This is a genomic window from Pseudoduganella plicata (assembly GCF_004421005.1).
Lineage (GTDB): Bacteria > Pseudomonadota > Gammaproteobacteria > Burkholderiales > Burkholderiaceae_D > Rugamonas > Rugamonas plicata.
Map to the genome: position 1 here is coordinate 5,644,486 of NZ_CP038026.1, position 23,202 is coordinate 5,667,687.

The following is a 23,202-nucleotide window of genomic DNA, read 5'->3' on the forward strand; positions in this document are numbered from 1 at the left end:
GCGTCAGGGCCGCTGCAGCTGGCCGATGATGCTGGCCACCTTGGTGGTGATCACATCGATCGCCGGGCCGTTGGCGCCGTGCGGCAGGATCACGTCGGCATGGCGCTTGGTCGGCTCGATGAACTGCTTGTGCATCGGGCGTACCGTTTCCATGTACTGCGTGACGATGCTGTCCATCGTGCGGCCGCGTTCCGAGATATCGCGCTGCATGCGGCGGATGAAGCGCACGTCGGGCGCCGTATCGACAAAGATCTTCAGCGACATCGTCTTGCGCAGGTCCGCGTCATACAGCGCAAACAGGCCTTCGATGACGATAACGGGCGCCGGCCTGACGGTGATGGTCTTGTCGGAGCGGTTGTCGATCGTGAAATCGTACTCCGGCATCTCGATCGTTTCGCCGTCGCGCAGGGCCTGGACGTGCTGCACCAGCAGCGGCCAGTCGAAGGCCTGCGGATGGTCGTAATTCTGCTTGCGGCGCACGTCGGGGGCGAGGTCGGACTGGTCGCGGTAGTAGTCGTCCTGCATCACGACCGAGACCATGTCGGCGCCGAACGAGGCAAGCACTTGCTGGGAAACCGTCGATTTGCCGCTGCCGCTACCGCCCGCGACACCGATAATAAACGGCTGGAAGGAAATCTGATTCATCCCCGCATGATACCGGAGCGGCGGCCGAACCGACAGGGCCGGGGACAAATGAGGCGGTCGGCGGGCGCCTGCCGCGGCCCGCAAACGACGGTTTCCGGTCGTTCACGGACCAATGCCGTCACGCACCGCGGTCGCAGGTTGCAACGATTGCAAGTGAATCCTGCGACGCCGGCGCAACGCGACGTCAGATCACGTCGTCGTGCATACGCTGCAAGGTGCGCTCCAGCTCCGCCGCGGCGGCGGGCAGATCGACTTGCGCGCCCAGGTCGCGCATCGTCGAGCCGAACGCGTGCAGGGTGCGGAACAGGTGGTGGGCGCGGCACTGTTCGCCCATCTGGCCGATGCGCACGATATCGAGGCCGAAGGAACCGGAAATCTCGACGCGGTAGCGCGCCGAGATGTGCGCGCACACCTGGCGCCGGTCGATTCCCGCTGGCACCTCGATGCCGATGACGGAGTGCAGGCGCGAGGCGGGCTGGCCGTACAGCGTCAGGCCCAGCGCCTCGATGGCGCGCTGCATCGCCGTCGAACAGCCGGCGTGCCGCGCGAAGCGGCGCTCCAGGGTCTCCTGGCAGATCAGGTGCAGCGCTTCGTGCAGCGCCAGGATGCCCGAGGTTGGCGCCGTGTAGTGATACGAAGCGTGATGCCAGAACTGCGCCGCCAGTTTCGCATCGAGGCACCAGTGCGGCGGATCGGCCGGGCGGCTTTCGATGCGGTCCCAGGCGCGCTGCGACAGCGCGATCAGCGACACGCCGGGAATCGACGACAGTCCTTTCTGGCCGCCCGTGACGACGACGTCGACGTCCCATGCGTCCATCAGCAGCGGTGTCGTACTCAGGGTGCAGACGGCGTCCGCCACGACGAGGCAGCCGGCCTTGCGCGCGAGCCGGGCGATGTCGGCCAGGTGGTGGTTGAACGTGGTGGACGACGTTTCGCCATGCGCCACCGTCAGCACGGCGGGGCGCACGCGCTCGAGCGCCTCCTCCAGCTGCGCCAGGTCGATGACTTCGCCCAGCGGCACGTCAAGCGTCGTGACGTCGCCGCCGACGCGGCGCGCCATCTCGGCGAAGCGTTCGCTGAAGTAGCCGTTGCGTACGGCCAGCACCTTCGTGCCCGGCCAGACGAGGTTCGTGATGCTCATCTCCATCGCGGCCGAGCCCGGGCCGGCAACGCCCAGGATCCATGGCGACTCGGTCTGGAATACGTAGCGCGCCATCGACTGCACCTGCGCGATCACGCGTGCCAGCGTCTCGCCCAGGTGATTGATGACGATGGAATTTGCGTGCGCCACGCGGGCTGGAATGGGCACGGGACCGGCGCCCATCATCAAGAGGGGCTCGGCCGGCAGCAGGATGTCGAGCGGCTCGATCCGTGGCGCCTTGATCGCCATGCCCGCCGCCGCCGCAGTCGCCGCCGCGGCGCCGGCGCCGGAGTGGTCGTGGAAGCCGGCGAGCGGCGCGCGGAAGGGGCGTGACGAGGTATGCATGATCGGGTCCTGTGTTGGGAAAGTTGTCGGATTTCGGGATGGAGCGGCGTCGGCGGGCGGGACCGGATAGGTCGCGGCAGTACGCTGGGGGGGGCGGCTGGACGCCGGCCTCGGATACCGGCCGGGGTGATGGCGGGTGCGGTTCATTCTAGCAGTGCTGTTGCTGATCCGGCAATGCCGGCTGGCCCTGGAGTGTCCTCCGAAGTACGTGCAGCCGGGCGCTATATAATCAGGTATATTGCGCTTTCAACAATCTCTCTTGCAGTTATCCATGCGTAAACTTCCGATCTGGGCGCTGGCCGCGTTGCTGCCTGGCGCAGCCTCGGCCGCCGACGTCACCGTCTCCGCTGCCGCCAGCCTGACCAATGCGTTCCGCGAGCTGGCGCAGGCGTTCGAGGCCGTCCATCCGGGCGACAAGGTATTGCTGAACTTTGCCGCGTCCGATCCGCTGGTGCAGCAGATCGCCAAGGGCGCGCCCGTGGACGTGTTGGCGTCGGCCGACCAGGACGCGATGGACAAGGCCGAGGCCCTGAAGTTGCTGACGCGCGGCACGCGCCGGGATTTCGTGGCCAATACCGTCGTGCTGGTCGTGCCGGCCGCCAGCGCGTTCAAGCCCGCTACGCTGGCGGACCTGGATGCTCCGGCGGTGCAGCGCCTGACGACCGGCAATCCCGCCAGCGTGCCGATCGGCCGCTACGCGAAGGATGCGCTGACGAAGGCCGCGGTGTGGCCGCGGCTGGAGCCGAAGTTCGTCTACGGCGCCTCGGTGCGCCAGAGCCTCGACTACGTGGCGCGCGGTGAAGTGGATGCGGGCTTTGTCTACGCGACGGACGTGATGGCGCAAAAGGACAAGGTACGCGCCGTGCTGACCGTGCCGACGGCCTTCCCGGTGCGCTATCCCATCGCCGTGCTGGCCGGCGCACCGCAGCCGGCACTGGCGCGCAGCTTCGTCCGGTACACGCTGTCGCCCGCCGGCCAGGCGATCCTCGGCAAATACGGCTTCGTCCGGCCATGACGGAACCGGCATTGACGGCATTGGCGCTGTCGCTGAAGGTGGCGCTGTGGGCCACCGGCATCGATCTGGTGCTGGGCATGGCGATCGGCTACCTGCTGGCACGCGGACGTTTCCCTGGCCGCGAGCTGCTCGATGCGCTGCTGACGCTGCCGATGGTGATGCCGCCCACGGTGCTGGGCTACTACCTGCTGGTCGTCATCGGCCGCAATGGCCCGCTTGGCGCGTGGCTGCACGACACGCTGGGCATCAACCTGATCTTCACGTGGCAGGCGGCAGTCATCGCGGCCGCCGTGGTCGCGTTCCCGCTGGTGCTGAAGGGCGCCCGCGCCGCGTTCGAGACGGTCGACGTGCAGCTGGAGCAGGCCGCGCGCGTGCTGGGCGTCTCGGAATTCGGCGTGTTCCTGCGCGTGACCTTGCCGCTGGCATGGCGCGGCATCCTGGCCGGCACCTTGCTCGCCTTCGCCCGCTCGATGGGCGAATTCGGCGCCACCCTGATGGTGGCCGGGAGCATTCCGGGCAAGACGCAGACGCTGTCGATCGCCGTCTATGAAGCCGTCCAGGCGGGCCAGGACGACACGGCCAACCTGCTGGTGCTGATCACGTCCGCCACCTGCGTGCTGGTGCTCGTGCTGGCCAGCCGCCTGGCGCCGGGCAGGAGCGTGCCGGCATGAGCATGAACGTCGATATCGCCAGCACGCTGCGCGCCGGCGCCCGCACGTTCCGGCTGCAGGCGCGCTTCGAGGCAAGCGGCCAGCGCGTCGTCATCTACGGCGCCTCCGGTGCCGGGAAAAGCCAGATGCTCAAGGCGATCGCCGGGTTGACGCGGCCCGATGCGGGCCGCATCGAGCTGTCCGGCCGCGTGCTGTTCGACCGCGCGGCCGGCATCGACGTATCGCCGCAGCGGCGCAAGGTGGGCTACCTGTTCCAGGACTACGCGCTGTTCCCGCACCTGAACGTGCGGCAGAACATCGCGTTCGGCCTGCGCCGGGGCTGGCGCAACCCGCCCCGGCGCGGCGACAGCGATGCCGTGGCCTACTGGCTGCAGGCGTTCGAACTGGAGGCCGTGGCGCAGCAACTGCCCGAGCAGCTGTCCGGCGGCCAGCGCCAGCGGGTCGCTCTGGCGCGCGCGCTGGTGGCGGAACCGGCGGCGCTGCTGCTGGACGAGCCGTTCGCGGCGCTCGACCCGGCCCTGCGCGTGCGCATGCGCGCCGAGCTCGATGCGCTGCAGCGCCGCCTGGACATCCCCATGCTGCTGATCACGCACGACCCGGAAGACGCCGCCACGTTCGGCGGGCAGGTGCTGACGATGGCCGACGGCGCCATCGTCGGGGAGCGCTTCCTGTGACCGGCGAGGGGGACGGCGCCATGGCGCTGCACGGCAAGCTGTGGCTGACGATGAACGGGCAGCACCTGGGTGGTCCCGACCGCATGGCGCTGCTCGCCAGTATCGGCCGGCACGGTTCCATCACGCAGGCGGCCAAGGCCGTGAAGATGAGCTACAAGGCGGCATGGGACGCCGTCGAATCGATGAACAACCTGGCCGGCGAACCGCTGGTGGAGCGGCTGGCGGGCGGCAAGGGCGGTGGCGGTACGCGGCTCACCAGCCGCGGCATGCGTCTCGTGGAGGATTTTCGCCGGCTGGAACGCCTGCACGGCCAGTTTGTCGAATACCTGGGGCGGCAGGCGGAAGCCCGCCGCGGCCCCTTGCCGCTGCCGGAGGATCTGAATCTGATGCAAACCATGACCATGAAGACGAGCGCGCGCAACCAGTTTGCCGGCACGGTGACGAAGCTCGTGCGCGGCGCCGTCAACGACGAGGTGACGCTGACGGTCGTCGGTGGCCAGGCCATCGTGGCGATCGTCACGCACGACAGCGCCAACAGCCTGGGCCTGGCGCCCGGCGTGGCTGCGTTCGCGCTCGTCAAGGCGTCGTCGGTGATCGTCGCGCTGGGCGACGGGGCCGGGCTGTCGGCGCGCAACCGGCTGTCCGGCACGGTGGCGCGGGTAGTAACGGGGGCCGTCAACTCGGACGTGACGATTGCATTGCCTGGCGGCGGCACCATCGGCGCGACGGTCACGCGGGACAGCGAGGAGACGCTGGCGTTGCGGGCAGGGATGGCGGTGACGGCCGTGTTCAAGGCCAGCAGCGTGATTCTTGGCGTGGCGGGGTGAACTGGGCATCTGGCCGCCTGTGGGCGTACAAGACGGCCGATCGGCCTTTGTGGCCGAGCCGGGGTGCGCTGAACGTCGGGGACATGCACGAGCGCCGTTCCGTTGCCGACAACGGTGGCGGGCCGTGGAAATAATCCCACCCAAAATCCAACCCGAAGACGCAGATCCGGGGCCAGACCCGGCGGGTCTGACCCCCGTTCCAGGTCTTGGGTTCCAGGATATGCCTGCCGCTGGCTGACTTTTACGCTTTTACTTTACATGATGCAGCGGCTGTCCCCAGCAGCGGGAAGGCGCTTAAGCGCCGCGGGTCGATTCGAACAGGAACCAGATGCGTTCCTCGGCTTCGTCGATCCAGTTTTCCAGCAGGCTGGCCGTGGCGATGTCCTTGTCTTCGTCGCACACTTCGTGCACTTCACGCATCGACTTCACCAGCGACTGGTTGTCGTTGCGCAGTTCTTCCAGCATGGCGGTGGCATCGACGAATTCCTTGTCGTTGTCCTGGATGCGCTGCAGCGAAGCGATGTGCTTGATCGAACGGATTGTCGTGCCGCCCAGCTTGCGCACGCGCTCGGCAATCGGGTCCAGCATCGCATAGATGGCGGCTGCCTGTTCGTCCAGCAGCAGGTGGTGCGAACGGAAGTGCGGGCCGCTGACGTGCCAGTGGAAGTTCTTGCACTTGACGTACAGTGCGAACGTGTCGGCCAGCAGGGCGTTCAGTCCCTCCGTGGTGTCCTTGCGGGCTTTCTTGCCCAGGTCGGTCGGGGTTTTCAAGGATTCGATACCGCGTTGTTCGTTGATGTTTTGGTCGTTCATGTCTGCCTCTTCAGTAGTGAGATGAAAGCTGAATTTGATTGTAACGCAGACAATAAAAACGCGTTGTGAACGGTGCGGCCCGTCGGTTCGCGCGCAAGCGGCGACCGTACGGCGTGGCGGTTCGTATGCGAAGGTTCGCGGCCGTGCGTTGAACCGTGCCTGACCCGTTGCTGGGGTCAGTGGGCCCTGGCCTTGATACGTAGTGCCACGCCGGGAGTTGCCGGATTGGTCAGCGGTGATCCGCAGGGGTCTGTCCCGCTAAGTGCTAACCCTGCCGTAGGCCAGCAGCTTCGGCAGGGGACCGACCCCGGGTTTTTGCCTGCCTGCGCGGATGTCGGTACGCATCCTTGCAGCTGCGCCAAAAACCGGGGTCAGTCCCCGCGAAACGCCGCCGGCCAGCGCTGCAGCTGACACTTACCGGGGACAGACCCCAGCGGATCCAGCGCCAGTGACCGGGGGCAGCAATGCTCAGCGCTTCTCGTCCTTGGCACCCTGCCGGGCGCCGCGGTTGGCGGACTGGCGGCTTTCGCCTCCCTTGCGGCCAATCTCGGCCATATGCTCGCGGTCGCGGCTGACCGCCTCGCCACCTTTCTGGCCGGCGCGGCGGGCCTCCTCGGAATCGAATTCGTGTGCAGTGCCTTTCTGGTGCGCGGCCTGGCCACCCTTGCTGGCAATCTGGCGCTGCGTGGCTTCGTCCATGGCGGCAAAGCCCCGTTTGGCAGGGCCTTTCTGGCTGCCGCCGCCGTCCGCCCGCGCGGCGTTACCCGCGCCGGCGCTGCCCAGGTTCTGGTCGCCCCGATTCTGTTTTTGCTGATCTGTAGCCGGATTTGTTGCCGAATTCGTAGCCATTTGCCACCCCTCTTGCAAAGATTCGAACCGGGCAACGCGCCGGGTTCGTGAAGCGGCGCTGTGCCGCTTCGTCTGGTTAGAGAAAGGGGTGCCGTTTAAGTTCCGGGCTCCGGCAGAAACCGTGCGGCGCCGTCAGGAATCGGCCTGGCCGATCGCCGAACGTTCGCCCACAGCTTCATGGGAACCGCGGCGCAGCGGACTTGCCCCCATGTCGTGTTCCAGCTGCTCCTTGCGGTCGGCCAGCTGTTCGCGCAACCGGCCAAGATCCACATCGGACCGGCGCGCCTGCGGGAACATGTCCCGCTCCTCTTCCTCGACGTGATGTTCGATCGCCCGGCGCAGCATGGCCACGGTATCGTCCATGTCCTGGTCGTCCGCCGCCATGCCCTGGATATGGGCGATCAGTTCTTTCACCTCGGCGTGTTCCTGGATGGCGTCCCGGACCATTGTCTCGTCGCCCGTTTCACTGCGTACGGCCGGGTAGAACAGCTCTTCCTCGATCTGCGTATGGACCGTCAGCTCCAGGCAGATCTGCAGCGCCAGGTCGTTCTTGAGCTGGACGTCGCCGAGCCGGGCCACGCGGTCGTATTCCCGGAACAGCTGTTTGGCCTTGTCGTGATCGCTGGTAAGCAGGGCAACGGCATCGTTGCCGGTGGGTTTGTCGCCCCGTGGCATCTTCACGGCGGGATGGTCTTCCGCGGTGGGCAGGGGGATGGCGTCGCTGGTTTCGTTGGTCATGGGTGGCTCCTTGGGGTACGGTGGAAAAATCCGCGCCGCGCGAGGGGGGATTCCCGAGGCGGGATTCCTGCTGAGCGCGGCAGCTGCCTGACTGCGTCGGTCCAGTATAGAAGCATTGCGACGGAGCTGGCGCGCTCCACCGCGTGCGCCGTTCCCCGGCTTTTTCGCCTGCGCGGCCGTTCATGCGACAATACCGGTCCATTTTTGACCCGACACTGACACCCAGACGGCCATGACGCACCCCGAATACATCCTGACGCTTTCCTGTCCCGACCAGCGCGGCATCGTGCACCACGTCTCCGGTTTCCTGGCCGCCCATGGCTGCAACATCCTCGACTCGGCCCAGTTCGGCGACCAGGAAACGCACCGCTTCTTCATGCGCGTGCATTTCGCCGCCGAGGACAGCGCCGTGCCGGATGCGAGCTTGCGTACCGAATTTGCCCAGCTGGCCGACACGCTCCGCCTGGAGTGGAACCTGCACGACGCGCACTACAAGCCGCGCGTGATGCTGATGGTCTCGAAGATCGGCCATTGCCTGAACGACCTGCTGTTCCGCTACAAGAGCGGCCTGCTGCCCGTCGAGATCCCCGCCATCGTGTCGAACCACATGGACTTCTACCAGCTGGCGGCCAGCTACAATATTCCGTTCCACCACCTGCCGCTGGCTGCGGGAGCGCCGGAAGAGGCCAAGCTGGCGCAGGAAGCGCGCATCGTCGACCTGATGGATACGCACGGCATCGATCTGGTCGTGCTGGCGCGCTACATGCAAATCCTGTCGCCCGGCCTGTGCACGCGCCTCAAAGGCAAGGCCATCAATATTCACCATTCGTTCCTGCCCAGCTTCAAGGGCGCGCGGCCGTATGCGCAGGCGCACCGGCGCGGCGTGAAACTGATCGGCGCCACCGCGCACTTCGTCACGGGCGACCTGGACGAGGGACCGATCATCGAGCAGGATGTCGAGCGGGTCGACCATGCGATGGACGCGGACACGCTGTCGGCCATCGGTCGCGATGTCGAATGCGTCGTGCTGGCGCGCGCCGTCAAATGGTTCGTCGAGCACCGCATTGTGCAGAACGGCGACCGTACCGTCATCTTCAAATAAGCACCGAGCAACATTACCGAGCAAAGTATCAATGGCAATCAAGGCAACAATCTACAAGGCGGAACTGTCGATCGCCGACATGGACCGCAATTACTACGGCACCCACGTGCTGACGCTGGCGCGCCACCCGTCCGAAACGGACGAGCGCATGATGGTGCGGCTGCTGGCCTTCGCCATCCACGCCAACGACTCGCTGGCCTTCACGAAAGGCATGTTCGACGTCGAGGAACCGGACCTGTGGGACAAGGACCTGACGGACGCGATCCAGCTGTGGATCGAGATCGGCCAGCCGGAGGAGCGCCGCATCCTGAAGGGCTGCGGCCGCTCCGGACACGTGATCGTCTACTGCTACAGCGCGGCCAGTGCGATCTGGTGGAAGGGCATCGCCAACAAGGTGGAACGGGCCAAGAACCTCACCGTCATCAACCTGCCGTCCGAAGCGACAGCCGCGCTGGAGAAGATGGCCCAGCGCACCATGCAGCTGCAATGCACGATCCAGGACGGCCAGATCTGGCTGACCGACGGCGTCGAGACCGTGCAGGTCGAACGCGAGACCTGGAAGAGCGAGCGTTAAGCTCAGCTGCCGAACGCCCGGTACAGCGCGTTGCGCAGGTCGCGCGGGAACGTGCCGGACATCCCCTCGAACGAGGTGTTGGTCAGGCTGACGGCGGTGAAGTCCCGCACCGGGTCGTAGTACCAGTAATGGCCGTAGGCGCCGCCCCACTGGACGGTGCCGGGCTGCTGCGGGGTGTGCGTGGGCGCAGGATCGCCCAGCACGGCGCCCAGGTAGCCGAAGCCCCAGCCGGCGCCCTGCGTGGCCGCGCCGGTTCCCGTGCGGTCGACGCGGGCGATCTCCAGGATATCGCCGTTCTCTCCCCGCAGCGCCAGCAGGAAGCGCATGAAGTCCGGCGCGCTGCCCGCCATGCCGGCGCCGCCGGACGGGTACGAGTCGTCGTCGAAGATGCGCCGTGGCGCGAAGCGGGCGATGCCGGCGCCCGAGCGGGTGCTGGCATCCTCCTCCATCGGCCGCGGTGCCGGCTTGTCGTTCAGGTAGTGCGTCACGAGCCGGGCCGGATCCGCCACGCGGAACCCTGTGTCGGCCATGGCCAGCGGCGTCGTCACGTACTCGGCCACCAGCGCCGGCAGCGGTTTGCCGGCCGCCGCTTCCAGTACCGCCCCCAGCACGTCCATCGCCACCGAATAACGCCAGCCCGTGCCCGGCGAGAACGCCAGCGGCACGGCCGCGATGCGGGCCAGGTTCTCTGCCAGCGACAGCCCCGGCTGATCCAGTCCGGACGACACACCGGCGCGGCGGTACGGCCCGTCCTCCGGTTCGATGAACGCATACGACAGGCCGGACGTATGCGTCAGCAGATGGTGCAGCGTAATATCGGGCACGGTGCCGTCGGCCAGCGCCGGACGGAAGTGCGGCAGCCATTGCGCCACCGTGTCGTGCAATTGCAGGAAACCTCTCTCCATCAGGCGCAGCGCCGTCGTGGCGACCAGCGGCTTCGTCATGGAGGCATACAGGAACAGCGCATCGTCCGTCATGGGCCGTGCGTCCTCGCGGTCGGCCCAGCCGGCGGCGCGGCGGTAGACGATCTCGCCGTGGCGCGCAGCCAGCACGACGGCGCCGACGATCTTGTGGCGGGCAATGGCGCGGTCGACGACGTCGTCGGGGGTGGGGTGCATGGCGATCCTTTCAAGAAACGCCGTCATGTTACCGGTTTTGTGCCTGCCTTTCAGCGCGGGGAGAGCGGCGCGACACGCCGCCGCCACGCGATTATAATCGCGCACATGACCACCTCCCGCCGCCGCCTGCTGCTGCAAGTGTGGATCGCCTGCTGTGCGATCCTGCTGAACGCGCTCGCGCCGGCCGTCTCGCACGCGCTGGCGCTGGCCGATGGCCGCCATGCGGGGCCGGGCTGGGAAATCTGCCTGAACGACGGCACGCGGCTGTCCGGCCGGGGCACGCTGGACGAAGCCACGTTCCGCGCGCTGACGGACCGCAGCCGTCCCGCGCCGCAACCGGCCGATGCCGCGCCGCCGATGACCGACTGCGGCTACTGCCTCGCCCACGCCGGTTCGCTGGGCCTGCCGCCGCCGGCGCTGGCACCGCTGCCGTTTGCCGTCATGGCGACGGCGCGGCCGTTCCTGTTCTACCACGCTCCCCGTCCGCTGCAGACGTGGGTGGCCGCCCATCCGCGCGGGCCGCCTGTTGACGCCTGATCTGTGCCGCTTTTCCCCACACACTTCCGGAGTCATCATGAAACGTATTATTGAAATCGCGATTGCAGCCGCAGTCGCAGCAGCCCTTTCCCTTCCCGCCGTTGCCCAGGTGACGGTCAAGGATCCCTGGGCCCGCGCCACCGTTCCGGCCGCGAAATCGTCCGGGGCCTTCATGCAGGTCCAGTCGAAGACGGACGCGCGCCTCGTCGGCGTCAGCAGCCCTGCCGCCGGCGTCGCCGAGCTGCATCGGATGTCGATGCAGGACAACCGCATGACGATGGCACCCGTCGAGGCCATCGACCTGCCGGCGGGCAAGACCGTCGCGCTGGCGTCCGGCGGCTACCACATCATGCTGATGGGACTGACGCGCCAGCTGAAGGAAGGCGAGACCATTCCCGTCACCCTGGTCGTCGAGGGCAAGGACAGGAAGCGCGAGAAGGTGGAGGTGCAGGTGCCCGTGCGGCCCCTGACCTACAGCCCGCCAGCCGCTCACTGACGGGGTTCCCATGCAGACGAAACGAACGATTGCCGCGACGCCGGCAAGGACGGCGCTCGCCCTGGCTGCGCTGGCACTGGCAGGAACCGCCGCCGCGCAGACGATGGACGTGGTGACGATCCAGGGCGGGCGACCCACGTCGCTGCCCGCGCAGATTCCGACGACCATCGAAGGCATCACGGCTCGGCAGATCGAGGAACGCATCAATGCCTTCGACAGCGAGGACGCGCTGAAATACTTCCCCAGCCTGAACGTGCGCAAGCGCTTCACCGGCGACTACGATCACGCGGTGCTGGCCAGCCGCGCGTCCGGCACGGGCAACAGCGCCCGCTCGCTGGTCTATGCGGACGGCATCCTGCTGTCCAACCTGCTGGGCAATGGCGCCACCTACACGCCGCGCTGGGGCATGGTGACGCCCGAGGAAATCGAACGGGTGGACGTGCTGTATGGCCCGTTTTCGGCGGCCTATCCGGGTAACTCGGTGGGCGCCGTGGTCGACTACCAGACGCGCATGCCGAAAAAGCTGGAAGGCCACGTACGCATCGCCGGCTTTGCGCAGCGTTTCGAGCAATACGCGACGAAGGACAATTACTACGGCCGCCAGGGCAGCGCCTCGCTGGGCGACCGCGTCGGCGCGTTCGCATGGTGGATCGACGTGGCCCGGCTGGACAGCAACGGCCAGCCGGTCGGCTTTGCCAACAAGCTGGCCGCAAGCGGCACGACGGCTGGTGCGGCGACTGCGGTCACCGGCGCGGTCCCGGGGCGCAATGCGTCCGACCGCGACTGGTTCATTCTGGGCGCCACCAACCAGGTGCACACGGTGCAGGACCACGCCAAGGTCAAGCTGGCGTACGACGTGTCGCCCGTGCTGCGCGCGAGCTACACGCTGGGCTGGTGGCGCAACGATGCCGAGCGGCGCAGCGCATCGTATCTGCGCGATGCCGCTGGCAACCCCGTCACCAGCGGCTCCGTCGCCATCGGCGGCGGCCGCTATACGCTGCTGCCATCGGACTTCGCTCCCGCACGGGGCGAGCTGGAACACCTGATGCACGGGCTGTCGCTGAAGCGCCATGCGAAGGACGTGTTCGACTGGGAGCTCGCCTACAGCCGCTACGACTACCGCAAGGACCTGGCGCGGGTGCCGACGATCTTCGCCGCCACGCCCGACAGTCCCGGTGCGGGCAACGTCACGGACATGCACGGCAGCGGCTGGAACACGGCGGCGCTGAAGGGCACGTGGCGGCCGGACAGCGCGCACGTCGTGGATATGGGCGTGCAGCGCGATGCGGCGCGGCTGCGCACGCGCGTCGTCAACAGCCCCGACTGGATCGCCGGCACGGCCGGGCGGCCCGTCTCCACGTTCAACGGCGAGACGCGGCTGGAAAGCGTGTACCTGCAGGACACGTGGCGCATCGACGAACGGTGGAAGGCGACCTTGGGCGCCCGGCTGGAGCGCTGGCGCGCGTTCGGCGGCGAGATGGCGGCGGCCGGCGGGGGACTGCTGCCGTTCGCGGCGCGCAGCGAGACGAGCTGGTCGCCCAAGGCCGCGCTGGCATGGCGGGCGGACGATGCGTGGACACTGAAGGCGTCGGCCGGGCGGGCGATCCGCAATCCGACGGCGGCGGAACTGTTCCAGGGCTCCATTGTCGACGAACGCATTGTCAACACGGACCCGAACCTGCGCGCGGAACGCTCGTGGACGGGCGAGCTGACGGCCGAGCGCATGACGGACGCCGGCAGCCTGCGCGCCACGCTGTTCCGCGAAACGACGCGCGACGCGCTGTATTCGCAGCCGCTGACGGCCACCGTCAGCACGGTGCAGAACGTGGGCCGCATCCGCACGACGGGCCTGGAACTGGCGCAGCAGGCGGGCGACGTCTGGCTGCGCGGGCTGTCGATCAGCAGTTCCCTGACCTATGCCGATTCGCGCATCGTGGCGAACGACGCTTTCCCCGCCTCGGTCGGGAAGCGCCAGCCGCGGGTGCCGCGCTGGCGCGCCAACGCGCTGGCGTCGTACGCCATGAGTGACCGCTGGACGGGAACCCTGGGCGTGCGCTACAGCGGCCGCCAGTACGGCACCCTGGACAACAGCGATCCGAACGGCCTGACGTATATGGGTGTGTCGGACTACCTGGTGGCGGACGCGCGGCTGCGCTACCGCTTCGACGCGCACTGGAGCGGCGCGCTCGGCATCGACAACCTGAACGGCGAGAAGTACTGGGCCTTCCACCCGTACACGCAGCGCACGCTGGTGGCCGAGCTGAAGTTCGACCTGTAGCGGGGGCGACGTACGCGCCTTGATGCCGGGCGTTCCAGGCTCCGGGTTGGGGCAGCAGATGGAAGCGTCGTTCGCGGCTGTGGCGCCGGGGGCTGCCTCCGGTAAGTGGGTGCCTTCGATGCGTCCGCCGGCGCGGTAAGGGAACTGACTCCGGTTTTGGGACGGCATCGAAACGCTTGATGGAAACGGGGTCACTCCCCTCGTGAGGCTGACAACCGGGGGGCGTCACTTACCGGGGAACGACCTTGGCATTACCGGGCAAAAGGACAGGCCCGCAACGGCGCAAGCGCTGCTGCGCGACCTGGGAAAGGTGGCGAGGTGCTGCTAGCGCGCGTCGCCCAGGCGCCGCACGGTACCGGAGCCGGTCACCGCACGGCTCAACTGCGGGTCGCCGTAGTAGGCGATGTTGCCGGAGCCGGTAATGGCGGCGGCCAGCGCCTGTCGCGCCGTGACGGTGGCGACGCCGGACCCGCTGACGTTGGCGGCCACTTCGCGTCCCGTCAGCCGGCCGGCATCGGCCTTGCCGGAGCCGGCCAGGGAGACGTCCACCGAGTCGGCGGCGCCGGCGGCGCGCACATTGCCGCTGCCGGCCACTTCGATGGAGACGGATTTCGCTTCGATGGTGCCGGCATCGATCGAGCCGGAGCCCGCCAGTGCCAAAGCCACCTTGTCGCCGCGCAGCCGGTCCGCCCTGATACTGCCGGAGCCGGCGACACCCAGGCTGTCCATGGCGGGTGCCTGCACGGTCACCTTCAGGCGGCGCGGATCCAGTTGGGCGTTCTTCTTCGCGCGGATCTGCAGCACACCGTTCTCGACGACCGTTTCGATCAGCGGCAGCACATTATCGTCCGTCTCGATGGTGACTGCTTCGCCGCCGCCCGTGCGCACGTCCACTTGGCCACTGACGGCCAGCGAGACGCCATGGAAGCGGCCGGGCTGGCGCGTCTCGCGCGCCACGTTGCCGCTGCCTTTGACCTTGTCGCCGCCCAGCCAGCCGAATGGCGCAGCTTGCGTGGCAGCCACAGGGACCAGCAGGACCGTGGCGACAAGTATGGTGCGCAAGCTGCGCGAGGGCGTTGTGCTCATGGGCTCTCCAGTGCGTGACTCAGTGTGCGATTCATGACCGTATCGTAGACGAGCGGCGGCGGCACGGCAGCAAACGTGCGACAAACTGCACGGACGGCGGCACAGAATGCATGGTGGCGGCGCAGGATGGGGCGCCGGCCCGCGTCTGCGGTATCATTCGCCCCCGCGAAGAAAGTCTCATATGCTGATCATTACCATCAAACAGGGCAAGGAAAAGAGCCTGCTGTCCGGCGACCCCTGGATTTACCCGTCCGCCATCGAGAAGGTCGACGGCAAGCCGCAGGAGCGCAACCGCCCCGGCGCCACCGCCATCGTGCAATCGTCGGCACGCCAGTTCCTGGCGCGTGCCGCGTACAACGCGAAATCGCAGATTGCCGCCCGCGTCTGGACCCTGCGCGAGGACGAGCCGGTCGATCACGCGATGATGAAGCGGCGCGTGCAGGCCGCCATCGCGGCACGCGCCGGCACGCTGCGCACGGCCGACCCGCAGGCGCTGGTGCAGCTGGTCGACGGCGAGAAGGATGGCCTGCCCGGGCTGCTGGTCCACAGCTACGGCGGCCCCGCCGGCTACCTGGTCTGCCAGTTCAATGCCGGCGGCGTCGAATTGTGGAAGGTGCCCGTCGTGCAGGCGCTGCTGGCCGCCACTGGCTGCCAGAACGTCTACGAACGCTGCGACCCGCTGGTGCGCAAGGGCGAGGGCCTGCTGGTCAAGCCGGGCGCGCTGGCCGGCGACGAGCCGCCGTCGCGGCTGATGGTGAAGGAAGGCGGGCGTCTGGCGCCGATGGACATCCGCACCGGATTCACGTACCCGCGCTAGCCGCAACGCCAGTGCGCGCTTATTCCAACGGCACGGACCGATAGCGGTTCACATCGCCGCCGCCCACCGGCGGCGCATTGTTCCCCCAGGCGCTGCGCAGGTACGACACCAGCTGCGCCACTTCCACATCCCCCAGCACGTGACTGAACGGCGGCATGCCGTAAGGGCGCGGATTGCCGTGGGTGCCGGGCGGGAAGCCGCCGTTCAGCACGATGCGGATCGGGTTGGCGGCGTCCACCATCGTCAATGCACGGTTGCCGGCCAGCGGCGGATATGCCGGCGGCGCGCCTTCGCCGGCCGCGCCATGGCAGTCGACGCAATGTTTCTCGTACAGCCGTGCGCCCGCTTGCAAGAACGCCAGCGCTTCCGGCGTCTGCACCCTTTTGTACGGCTTCTCCGACCCTTCCGCACGCGGCAGCGATTTCAGGTACACGGCCATGGCGCGGACGTCATCGGCGCTCAGGTGCTGCAGGCTCTCGCGCACCACTTCGGCCATCGGCCCGAATACGGTGGCGCGCGGCGAAACGCCCGTGTGCAGCAGGCGTGCGATGTCGTCCACGGGCCAGCTGCCCAGCCCTGCCTCGGCGTCCGACGTCAGGGCCGGCGCATACCAGCCCAGCACGGGCACGAGGCCGCCGGACAGGTCGTCGTCGCTGCCGCCCAGTGCATTGCGGGCGCTGTGGCACGCGCTGCAGTGTCCCAGGCCCTGCACCAGGTAGGCGCCCCGGTTCCACTGCGCGGGTTGGGCCGGTTCTGGCTTGAACGAAGCAGGGTGGAAATACAGCGCACGCCACGCCGCCAGCGCGATCTGCTGGTTGTACGGGAAGCGCAGCCGGTGCGGCGCATTCGGCTGGCGCACCGCCGGTACCGTCCTGAAATAGGCGTACAGCGCATCCGCATCGTCGCGCGTGATGACCGTGTAGCTCGTGTAGGGGAAGGCTGGATAGAGCAGCCGGCCGTCGCGCGAGCGGCCGTTGTGCAGCGCATTCCAGAAGTCGTCCGCGCTCCAGGCACCGATGCCGGTCGCCACGTCCTGCGTGATGTTTGGCGCGATGACGGCGCCGAACGGCGTCTGAAGCGCCCGTCCGCCCGCGTAGGGGGCGCCACCGCGCACCGTGTGGCACGCCATGCAGTCGCCTGCGCGGGCCAGGTACGCACCACGGGCGATTTTTTCGGCGGCCGGCAGCGCCGCAAAAGCCGCGCCGGGCGGCGGCCCTGCATCGTGGCGGGGCCACAGCAGGCCCGCGCCGACGGCCACCAGCAGGACCGTTATCGCCAGCGGTATGGCGACGGGTTTTCTCATGGCTGGCCTCCATGTGCCGGTACACCGCCGCATGCCAGCGGCAGCGCTGCCGGCAGGGTGGTGGCGGGGCGCGCGTCGTCGTCCACGCGCTGGCTGGACAGCCACGCGGAAACCGCGGCGATATCGTCCGCGCTGAGCCGGCTGGCCACCTGCGCCATGCAGTCGGGCGCCTGCGCCTTGCGCACCTTGTTGCGCCATGCGCCGAACTGCGCGTTGATATAGTCGCGCGGCAGACCGACCAGGCCGGGAATCGCCGGCGCCACGCCCGTCAGCGCCCGTCCATGGCAGGCCACACAGGCGGGCACCTTGCGGCCGGCGTCGCCCTGCAGGACCAGCACGCGGCCGCGTTCCAGCTGCGCGGGCGTGGCGTCGCCGGCGGGCTGGCCGATGTGGGGCGGATGCTGCGCCGCGAACCAGCCGGCGATCTCGCGCAGATAGGGCTCCGGCAGCTGGCTGACCATATACGTCATCAAAGGATACTGGCGGCGCCCGTCCTGGAAATTGCGCAGCTGGTTGTACAGGTAGCCTTCCGGCTTGCCCGCGATGCGAGGAAAGAAGGCGTCGTTGCGGTCCTTCGCCTGGTGGCAGGCAAGGCAGGGCGCAAGGCGCTGCTCCAGCGTATCGGGCACCGCAGGGGCGGCGGTGGCAATGCGGGGCAGCAGCAGGGCCAGCAGGGCCAGCACGGCGGCGTGGCGCAGGGAGGGCAACAGTGGGTGAGTCGATTCGGTCATGGCTATTCCCTGGTCGGACTTCGTTGCGATGCGGCGATTTCAGTCCTTGCCGCGCTCTCCTGCCGTGCCGGCTTGGCGTGCCGGCGTCGGCCGTCGCGGCGTTCTCGGCGCGCGCGGCGGCGGCAGCGCATTGCCCAGCGCCAGCCAGTGCCGGTAGATCCGCAGCGCCACCTGGGCATCGTCGGCCGCGTACAGCATCTGCTTGTCCGTGAGGCGTGGAGCGGCCCAGTTGGTGGTGGAGATTTTTTTCGATTTGAGCAGTTTGCGCCCGAAGAACCTGGCCACGGCACTCTTCGCGCCCAGGTCGTGCTTCTGGCCTGGGGAGCGCAGCGCCACGGACAGGTCCGCCACCCGCGCAGGCTCGATGCCCAGCTTCGAGCGCACGCGCTTCATGTCATCGGACAGGCCGAAGCCCACCTTCAAGGTCTGATCCGCTTCCAGGATCGCCTTCAGCGCCGGCAGCACGGCCGCAATGTCGGTCCCAGGCGCGGTACCGACGGGGAACAGCCAGGCGGCAGCGTCATTGGCGAACTGCACCAGATGCGGACCGTCCGAGCTCTGCCCCTTGACGAACGTGGGTTTCGATTCGGTATCGAAGCCGATGGCGTCGCACGCCAGCAGGGCTTCCTGCGCGGCCTGCGCCTCGGCCGCCGTGCGCACCAGGTGCACGGCGGAGAGGGCAATGCCGTGATACGGCGGCAGCTCCGGCTCGGGCGCCGTGGCATGGGCGCGCTCGCGGTAGTCTGCCATCGGGGTGGCCATCAACCTTTGCGGGAGAATTTGGCGGTCAGCTGTTCCAGCTTTTCCTGGCGACGGCGGTTGGCTTCCTCTTCGGCCGCGGCATCGCGCTCGGCCTTCTTGCGGTCGGCTTCCTTGCGGAAGCGTTCCTGCAGCGTATCCTTGGCATGCTTGCGATGCACGTCCGTCACCTCGGCGCCTTTGGTGCCGTCCAGGTTGTAGCGGACCGTCGCCTTTTCCATCGTGCGCAGATAGCGCTGCGAACCCGTGTGGATGCCCAGTGCGGCGCGCATCAGTTTGCGGTCGATCCCCGGCATGGACGCCAGGATCTGCTTGTCGATACCGATCGACAGCGGCAGGCAGTCACGGAACGGCACGAACTGCTGCTGCAGCTGCTTGAGCAGTGCGCGAGCGCTGGTGGCGCCAGCCGGTGCGGCATGGGCCGTGCCTTCGGGTTGCGTCGGCTGTCCGTTTGCGGCGGTATCCACGTCGGCGGAGTTATCGACGCCCGTATCGACGCTGGTATCGACGTTCGAATCGGCAGGCTGGGAGGTAAGGCTAGTGTTCATCGACTTCACAGGTTAAGCAAGAGGCGTCAGCATACCACGCGCGCACGTCGCACGCGTTGCATTTTAGGTCATCATGGCCGTTCTGCCATGCTCCACGCTCGCTGGAATATGAGATGGTCTCATGTAAAAGCATCGCGAAACCGTGTATAATGACCGACGCACCAGATTGCTAAGCGGTGCGGATTCGGTTTGCTTAGAGTTGAGTTGTGCGAGTTGTGCATGTATCAGGCGTATTTTTGCACGTTGCGTTGTACGTTTTTGGGCGGTCCCCTGCACAGGGCTTTCCGCATGTCGGGTCGAGTCACCCATTGATGACACCAATACACGAGTACACCACCCGGCGCGGCTTGCCCCCGGGTCGCCTCTTTTCCGTTCGCTGAATTCTATTCGCTGAATATGACCACCCCGGATTGAAGCCTCGCGGACGAAGAAAACTCGTGCGCAGGACACGAGCCCGTATCGACGGGCTTTTTTCATTCCGGATGATCCCCATATACGTACCAGCGGGGCCGCATTGTGCGGGCCACGATGGATTGTTCACTTGCGCCGCGTCCTTCGGACGGGGCACAGAGAGATATTTGATGACGACGAAAACGCCGAAAACCTTAACGCTGTCCGCCAAAAAACCGCGCACCGAAGCGGCTCCGCTGGCTGTCCCTAAGACTACCTTATCTTATGTGATCGACAATGCGCAAGAGGCTGCCGGCAAGGTAACCGTCGTGAAGAAAGCCACCCGTGCGCGCCTCGTGGCCGTGCCGGGCCAGGAAGCCGCGCCGGCCGTGGAGGCGCAGGCGTCCTCCGTTGCCGACGTGGCCAATGCCGCGGTCGACGCACCCGCCGTGCCGAAAGCGCCGGTGGTGCGCGTGCGCAAGGCAAAGCTGGACAAGGGGGCTGCCGCCGTCGATCCGGCGCTGCCGCCGACGGCACCCGCCGCCGTCAGCCAGGTGACCGATGCCGCCACGCTGGCGTCGATCGACACGTCCGGCTACCTGCTGCCGTCGGTGAAGGTGCCGGGACGCCGCGGCCGCAAGCCAAGCGAATTCACGCCCGAGAACGATGAAGTGGCGGCGCTGAACGCCGTCGAACGCGCCGAACTGAAGGCCGCCTCAAAAGCGCGCGAGCGCAAGGCCAAGGGCCTGGATGCACTGGGCAGCGCCGAAGGCATGTCGCAGGAAGACCTGGAAAAACGCCGCCAGCAGTTCAAGAACCTGATCAACATGGGCAAGGAGCGCGGCTTCCTGACCTATGCCGAGATCAACGACCAGCTGCCCGAGAATATCGTCGATCCGGAAGCGATCGAAGGCATCATCGCCACGTTCAACGACATGGGCATCGCCGTCTACGAACGCGCGCCCGACGCGGAAAGCCTGCTGCTGTCCGACAGCGTGGCCACGGCCGCCAGCGACGACGAAGTGGAAGCGGCCGCCGCGACGGCGCTGTCCACCGTCGATTCCGATTTCGGCCGTACCACGGACCCGGTGCGCATGTACATGCGTGAAATGGGCGCCGTCGCGCTGCTGACGCGCGAAGGCGAGATCGAGATCGCCAAGCGCATCGAGGAAGGCCTGCGCGACATGATCCAGGCCATCTCCGCCTGCCCGACGACGATCGGCGAGATCGTCACGCTGGCCGAGAAGATCGAAAGCGACGAGATGAAGGTCGACGACGTGGTCGACGGCTTCGTCGATCCGGAAGAGACCAGCGCCCCGGTGGCGCCGGCACGCGTCGTCGCCAGCGTGGATGACGACGAGGAAGAGCTGGAAGAAGAAGAGGAAGTGGACGGCGACGCCAACGGCGGCGCGGCCGGCTTCTCGACCGAGCAGCTGGCACAGCTGAAGGCCGACGCGCTGGAGCGCTTCGCCGTCATCGCGGCGCAGTACGACAAGATGCGCAAGGCTGGTTATGGCAGCGCGGCTTACCAGAAGGCGCAGGGCATCATCTCGGCCGAACTGCTGTCGATCCGCTTCACGGCCAAGGTCGTGGAAAAGCTGTGCGACACGCTGCGCGGCCAGATGGAGCAGGTACGCAGCATCGAGCGCGCCGTGCTGGAGCTGTGCGTGAACCGCTGCGGCATGCCGCGCGCGCACTTCATCAAGGTTTTCCCGGGCAACGAGTGCAACCTGGACTGGGTCGATGGCGAAGTGGGTGCCGGTCACCCGTACAGCATCGTCCTGGGCCGCAACGTCCCGGCCATCAAGGAACTGCAGAACAAGATGATCGACCTGCAGGAGCGCGTGGCACTGCCGCTGGCCGACCTGCGCAAGATCAACAAGCAGATGGCCGCCGGCGAGAAGCGCGCCCGTCACGCCAAGCGCGAAATGACGGTGGCCAACCTGCGCCTGGTGATCTCGATCGCCAAGAAGTACATCAACCGCGGCCTGCAGTTCCTCGACCTGATCCAGGAAGGCAATATCGGCCTGCTGAAGGCGGTGGACAAGTTCGAATACCGTCGCGGCTATAAATTCTCCACGTACGCCACGTGGTGGATTCGCCAGGCCATCACGCGTTCGATCGCCGATATGGCCCGCACGATCCGCGTGCCGGTGCACATGATCGAGACGATCAACAAGATGAACCGCATCAGCCGCCAGATCATGCAGGAGACGGGCAGCGAGCCGGACATGGCCACCCTGGCGGTCAAGATGGAGATGCCGGAATCGAAGGTGCGCGAGATCATGAAGATCGCCAAGGAGCCGATTTCGATGGAAACGCCGATGGGCGAGGATGGCGATTCGCAGCTGGGCGACTTCATCGAGGACAACACCACGCTGGCCCCGCTGGACGCGGCGCTGCACGCATCGATGCGCAACGTGATCAAGGAAGTGCTGGACTCGCTGACGCCGCGCGAAGCGAAGGTGCTGCGCATGCGTTATGGCGTCGAGATGTCGAACGACCACACGCTGGAAGAAGTGGGCAAGCAGTTCGACGTGACGCGCGAGCGTATCCGCCAGATCGAAGCCAAGGCGATGAGCAAGCTGCGCCAGCCTTCGCGGTCGGACAAGCTGAAGACGTTCCTGACCCAGAACTGATTTTCCGGACCGTCGATGTGAAAAGGAAGCCTGCGGGCTTTCTTTTTTTCGTGGGGACTGGCACCGGCCTATGCCAGGGGCCAGCCCACGGCGTATCGATGTCAGTAGGGCGAGCCCGTCACCTCCAGCGCCATGCGCCAGACCGCCCCGGCACCGGTAATGAACAGCGTGCGCCCATCGGTCCCGCCGAACGCCGCATTCGTCACGTTTGCATCGACGCGGATCGTCGCCAGTTGCCGTCCCTGTGGCGAGAACACCCGCAGCCGGCGCGCTCCATGCTCGGTGACGTAAAGATTGCCGAGACAGTCCACCGTCATGCCATCGGCGCCATCCAGGCCATCGGCCAGCACCCGGCCCGGCCCCGGCACGCCCGCGCGGATCGGATACGCCAGCAACTTGCCATCGCTCGCATTCACGTACAGCAGATCGCCGCCCGGCGACAGCGCGATGCCATTCGGATTACGCCGGCTGCCATCCACCAGCGTCACCTTGCCGTCCGTGCCGACGCGGTAGATGCCGGTGACGGGCTGGCCGCCCGGCGCTGCGGCCTTCTGGTAGTCCGGGTCGGTAAAGTAGACGGTGCCGTCGGCGGCGATGGCGACGTCGTTGGGCGAATTGAAGACGTCGTCGCCGAAGCGGCCTGCAATCGTCGCACGCCTGCCGTCCGCCAGCGCGTGGCGCGAAAGCGCCTTGTCCTTGTGCGTCGCCACGACCAGGTCGCCGCGGGCATCCACGGCCAGACCGTTGCTGCCGCTGTCCTCGACGACCGTCGTCACGGAGCCATCGGCCGCCAGCTTGCGGATGCGCGAAGGGAAGCCGGCGCCGAAGCCGAAGTCGGAAAAGTACAGCGCGCCCCCGATCCATACTGGCCCCTCGTACAGGCCGGGACCTTCGCGCGAGGGCTGCACGGAAGCGACCCGCTGTGCCGTCAGTTCGCCCGAAGGCGGGGTGCCGCACGCGGCGGCGAGGGCGCTCGTGGAAAGGTGCAGCAGGACAGTGGCGACGACGGCGTGCAGGGAGACCATGGGGCGATCGCTTTCATATCGAGGGGCACAACGATGACTATACGTTATTATTTCCGCAATATCCCGAGCACTTTGCCACAG

Annotated in this window: 23 protein-coding genes; 11 read left to right on the forward strand and 12 right to left on the reverse strand. The window is 67.3% G+C overall.

Annotation, left to right across the window (positions count from 1 at the left end; all coding sequences use genetic code 11):
• Positions 1 to 3: 3 nt before the first annotated feature.
• A complete protein-coding gene (gene udk / locus E1742_RS24870; protein ID WP_134387710.1) occupies positions 4 to 645 on the reverse strand; it encodes a uridine kinase in 642 nt (213 codons plus the stop codon).
• A gap of 184 nt (positions 646 to 829) precedes the next feature.
• On the reverse strand, positions 830 to 2,035 hold the full coding sequence (locus tag E1742_RS24875) for a pyridoxal-phosphate-dependent aminotransferase family protein (RefSeq protein WP_134388345.1): 1,206 nt from the start codon (positions 2,033 to 2,035) through the stop codon (positions 830 to 832).
• 367 nt (positions 2,036 to 2,402) lie between these two features.
• On the opposite strand from E1742_RS24875, the gene modA reads away from it, so the two are divergent.
• The 4 genes from modA to E1742_RS24895 are packed head-to-tail and all read left to right on the forward strand — an operon-like array spanning position 2,403 to position 5,318.
• A complete protein-coding gene (gene modA / locus E1742_RS24880) occupies positions 2,403 to 3,146 on the forward strand; it encodes a molybdate ABC transporter substrate-binding protein (RefSeq protein WP_134387711.1) in 744 nt (247 codons plus the stop codon).
• Positions 3,143 to 3,817 (forward strand): molybdate ABC transporter permease subunit, encoded by a 675-nt coding sequence (gene modB, locus E1742_RS24885; RefSeq protein WP_134387712.1) that lies wholly within the window; start codon positions 3,143 to 3,145, stop codon positions 3,815 to 3,817. Before modA ends, modB begins: the two co-directional genes overlap by 4 nt.
• Complete coding sequence (locus E1742_RS24890) at positions 3,814 to 4,491, forward strand: ATP-binding cassette domain-containing protein (protein ID WP_134387713.1); 678 nt, start codon at positions 3,814 to 3,816, stop codon at positions 4,489 to 4,491. The genes modB and E1742_RS24890 overlap by 4 nt, the downstream gene beginning before the upstream one ends.
• Positions 4,492 to 4,511: 20 nt before the next feature.
• A complete protein-coding gene (locus E1742_RS24895; RefSeq protein WP_134388346.1) occupies positions 4,512 to 5,318 on the forward strand; it encodes a TOBE domain-containing protein in 807 nt (268 codons plus the stop codon).
• A gap of 294 nt (positions 5,319 to 5,612) precedes the next feature.
• Here the strand turns inward: E1742_RS24895 and E1742_RS24900 are convergent, their stop codons facing one another.
• The 3 genes from E1742_RS24900 to E1742_RS24910 form a co-directional block, all read right to left on the reverse strand.
• Entirely contained in the window at positions 5,613 to 6,131 is a 519-nt protein-coding gene (locus tag E1742_RS24900; protein WP_134387714.1) for a Dps family protein, read from the reverse strand.
• Between the two features lie 468 nt (positions 6,132 to 6,599).
• Complete coding sequence (locus tag E1742_RS24905) at positions 6,600 to 6,980, reverse strand: KGG domain-containing protein (RefSeq protein ID WP_229466337.1); 381 nt, start codon at positions 6,978 to 6,980, stop codon at positions 6,600 to 6,602.
• Between the two features lie 132 nt (positions 6,981 to 7,112).
• Complete coding sequence (locus E1742_RS24910) at positions 7,113 to 7,718, reverse strand: hemerythrin domain-containing protein (RefSeq protein WP_134387715.1); 606 nt, start codon at positions 7,716 to 7,718, stop codon at positions 7,113 to 7,115.
• Between the two features lie 232 nt (positions 7,719 to 7,950).
• Here E1742_RS24910 and purU point away from each other — a divergent pair, with 232 nt between their 5' ends.
• Positions 7,951 to 8,820, forward strand: coding sequence for a formyltetrahydrofolate deformylase (gene purU / locus E1742_RS24915; protein WP_134387716.1), 870 nt, complete (start codon positions 7,951 to 7,953; stop codon positions 8,818 to 8,820).
• A 31-nt stretch (positions 8,821 to 8,851) separates the two neighbouring features.
• Positions 8,852 to 9,394, forward strand: a complete 543-nt coding sequence (locus E1742_RS24920) for a YaeQ family protein (RefSeq protein ID WP_134387717.1) — start codon at positions 8,852 to 8,854, stop codon at positions 9,392 to 9,394.
• 2 nt (positions 9,395 to 9,396) lie between these two features.
• Here E1742_RS24920 and E1742_RS24925 read toward each other — a convergent pair whose 3' ends face one another.
• Entirely contained in the window at positions 9,397 to 10,512 is a 1,116-nt protein-coding gene (locus E1742_RS24925) for a serine hydrolase domain-containing protein (protein WP_134387718.1), read from the reverse strand.
• Positions 10,513 to 10,617: 105 nt separating this feature from the next.
• On the opposite strand from E1742_RS24925, the gene E1742_RS24930 reads away from it, so the two are divergent.
• From E1742_RS24930 to E1742_RS24940, 3 genes are read left to right on the forward strand one after another with little or no spacing between them, the layout of a single operon-like run.
• Complete coding sequence (locus tag E1742_RS24930; RefSeq protein ID WP_134387719.1) at positions 10,618 to 11,049, forward strand: DUF2946 domain-containing protein; 432 nt, start codon at positions 10,618 to 10,620, stop codon at positions 11,047 to 11,049.
• 37 nt (positions 11,050 to 11,086) lie between these two features.
• On the forward strand, positions 11,087 to 11,545 hold the full coding sequence (locus tag E1742_RS24935; RefSeq protein ID WP_134387720.1) for a copper chaperone PCu(A)C: 459 nt from the start codon (positions 11,087 to 11,089) through the stop codon (positions 11,543 to 11,545).
• 10 nt (positions 11,546 to 11,555) lie between these two features.
• The gene (locus E1742_RS24940; protein WP_134387721.1) at positions 11,556 to 13,823 is read left to right on the forward strand and encodes a TonB-dependent receptor; all 2,268 of its coding nucleotides are present in this window, start codon (positions 11,556 to 11,558) and stop codon (positions 13,821 to 13,823) included.
• 324 nt (positions 13,824 to 14,147) lie between these two features.
• Here E1742_RS24940 and E1742_RS24945 read toward each other — a convergent pair whose 3' ends face one another.
• Positions 14,148 to 14,909 carry a head GIN domain-containing protein gene (locus tag E1742_RS24945; protein WP_134387722.1) on the reverse strand — a complete coding sequence of 254 codons (762 nt, stop codon included), beginning with the start codon at positions 14,907 to 14,909 and terminating at the stop codon, positions 14,148 to 14,150.
• 181 nt (positions 14,910 to 15,090) lie between these two features.
• On the opposite strand from E1742_RS24945, the gene E1742_RS24950 reads away from it, so the two are divergent.
• On the forward strand, positions 15,091 to 15,726 hold the full coding sequence (locus E1742_RS24950) for a class I SAM-dependent rRNA methyltransferase (protein WP_134387723.1): 636 nt from the start codon (positions 15,091 to 15,093) through the stop codon (positions 15,724 to 15,726).
• Between the two features lie 19 nt (positions 15,727 to 15,745).
• Here the strand turns inward: E1742_RS24950 and E1742_RS24955 are convergent, their stop codons facing one another.
• The 4 genes from E1742_RS24955 to E1742_RS24970 are packed head-to-tail and all read right to left on the reverse strand — an operon-like array spanning position 15,746 to position 19,076.
• The gene (locus E1742_RS24955) at positions 15,746 to 17,029 is read right to left on the reverse strand and encodes a c-type cytochrome (RefSeq protein ID WP_134387724.1); all 1,284 of its coding nucleotides are present in this window, start codon (positions 17,027 to 17,029) and stop codon (positions 15,746 to 15,748) included.
• On the reverse strand, positions 17,026 to 17,760 hold the full coding sequence (locus E1742_RS24960; protein WP_134387725.1) for a c-type cytochrome: 735 nt from the start codon (positions 17,758 to 17,760) through the stop codon (positions 17,026 to 17,028). Before E1742_RS24960 ends, E1742_RS24955 begins: the two co-directional genes overlap by 4 nt.
• 39 nt (positions 17,761 to 17,799) lie before the next feature.
• The gene (locus E1742_RS24965; protein WP_134387726.1) at positions 17,800 to 18,510 is read right to left on the reverse strand and encodes a 3'-5' exonuclease; all 711 of its coding nucleotides are present in this window, start codon (positions 18,508 to 18,510) and stop codon (positions 17,800 to 17,802) included.
• 11 nt (positions 18,511 to 18,521) lie between these two features.
• Complete coding sequence (locus E1742_RS24970) at positions 18,522 to 19,076, reverse strand: ProQ/FINO family protein (protein ID WP_229466338.1); 555 nt, start codon at positions 19,074 to 19,076, stop codon at positions 18,522 to 18,524.
• A gap of 572 nt (positions 19,077 to 19,648) precedes the next feature.
• Here E1742_RS24970 and rpoD point away from each other — a divergent pair.
• Entirely contained in the window at positions 19,649 to 22,096 is a 2,448-nt protein-coding gene (gene rpoD / locus E1742_RS24975; protein WP_134387728.1) for an RNA polymerase sigma factor RpoD, read from the forward strand.
• A 101-nt stretch (positions 22,097 to 22,197) separates the two neighbouring features.
• Here rpoD and E1742_RS24980 read toward each other — a convergent pair whose 3' ends face one another.
• Positions 22,198 to 23,121, reverse strand: a complete 924-nt coding sequence (locus tag E1742_RS24980) for an SMP-30/gluconolactonase/LRE family protein (protein WP_134387729.1) — start codon at positions 23,119 to 23,121, stop codon at positions 22,198 to 22,200.
• Positions 23,122 to 23,202: the final 81 nt, after the last annotated feature.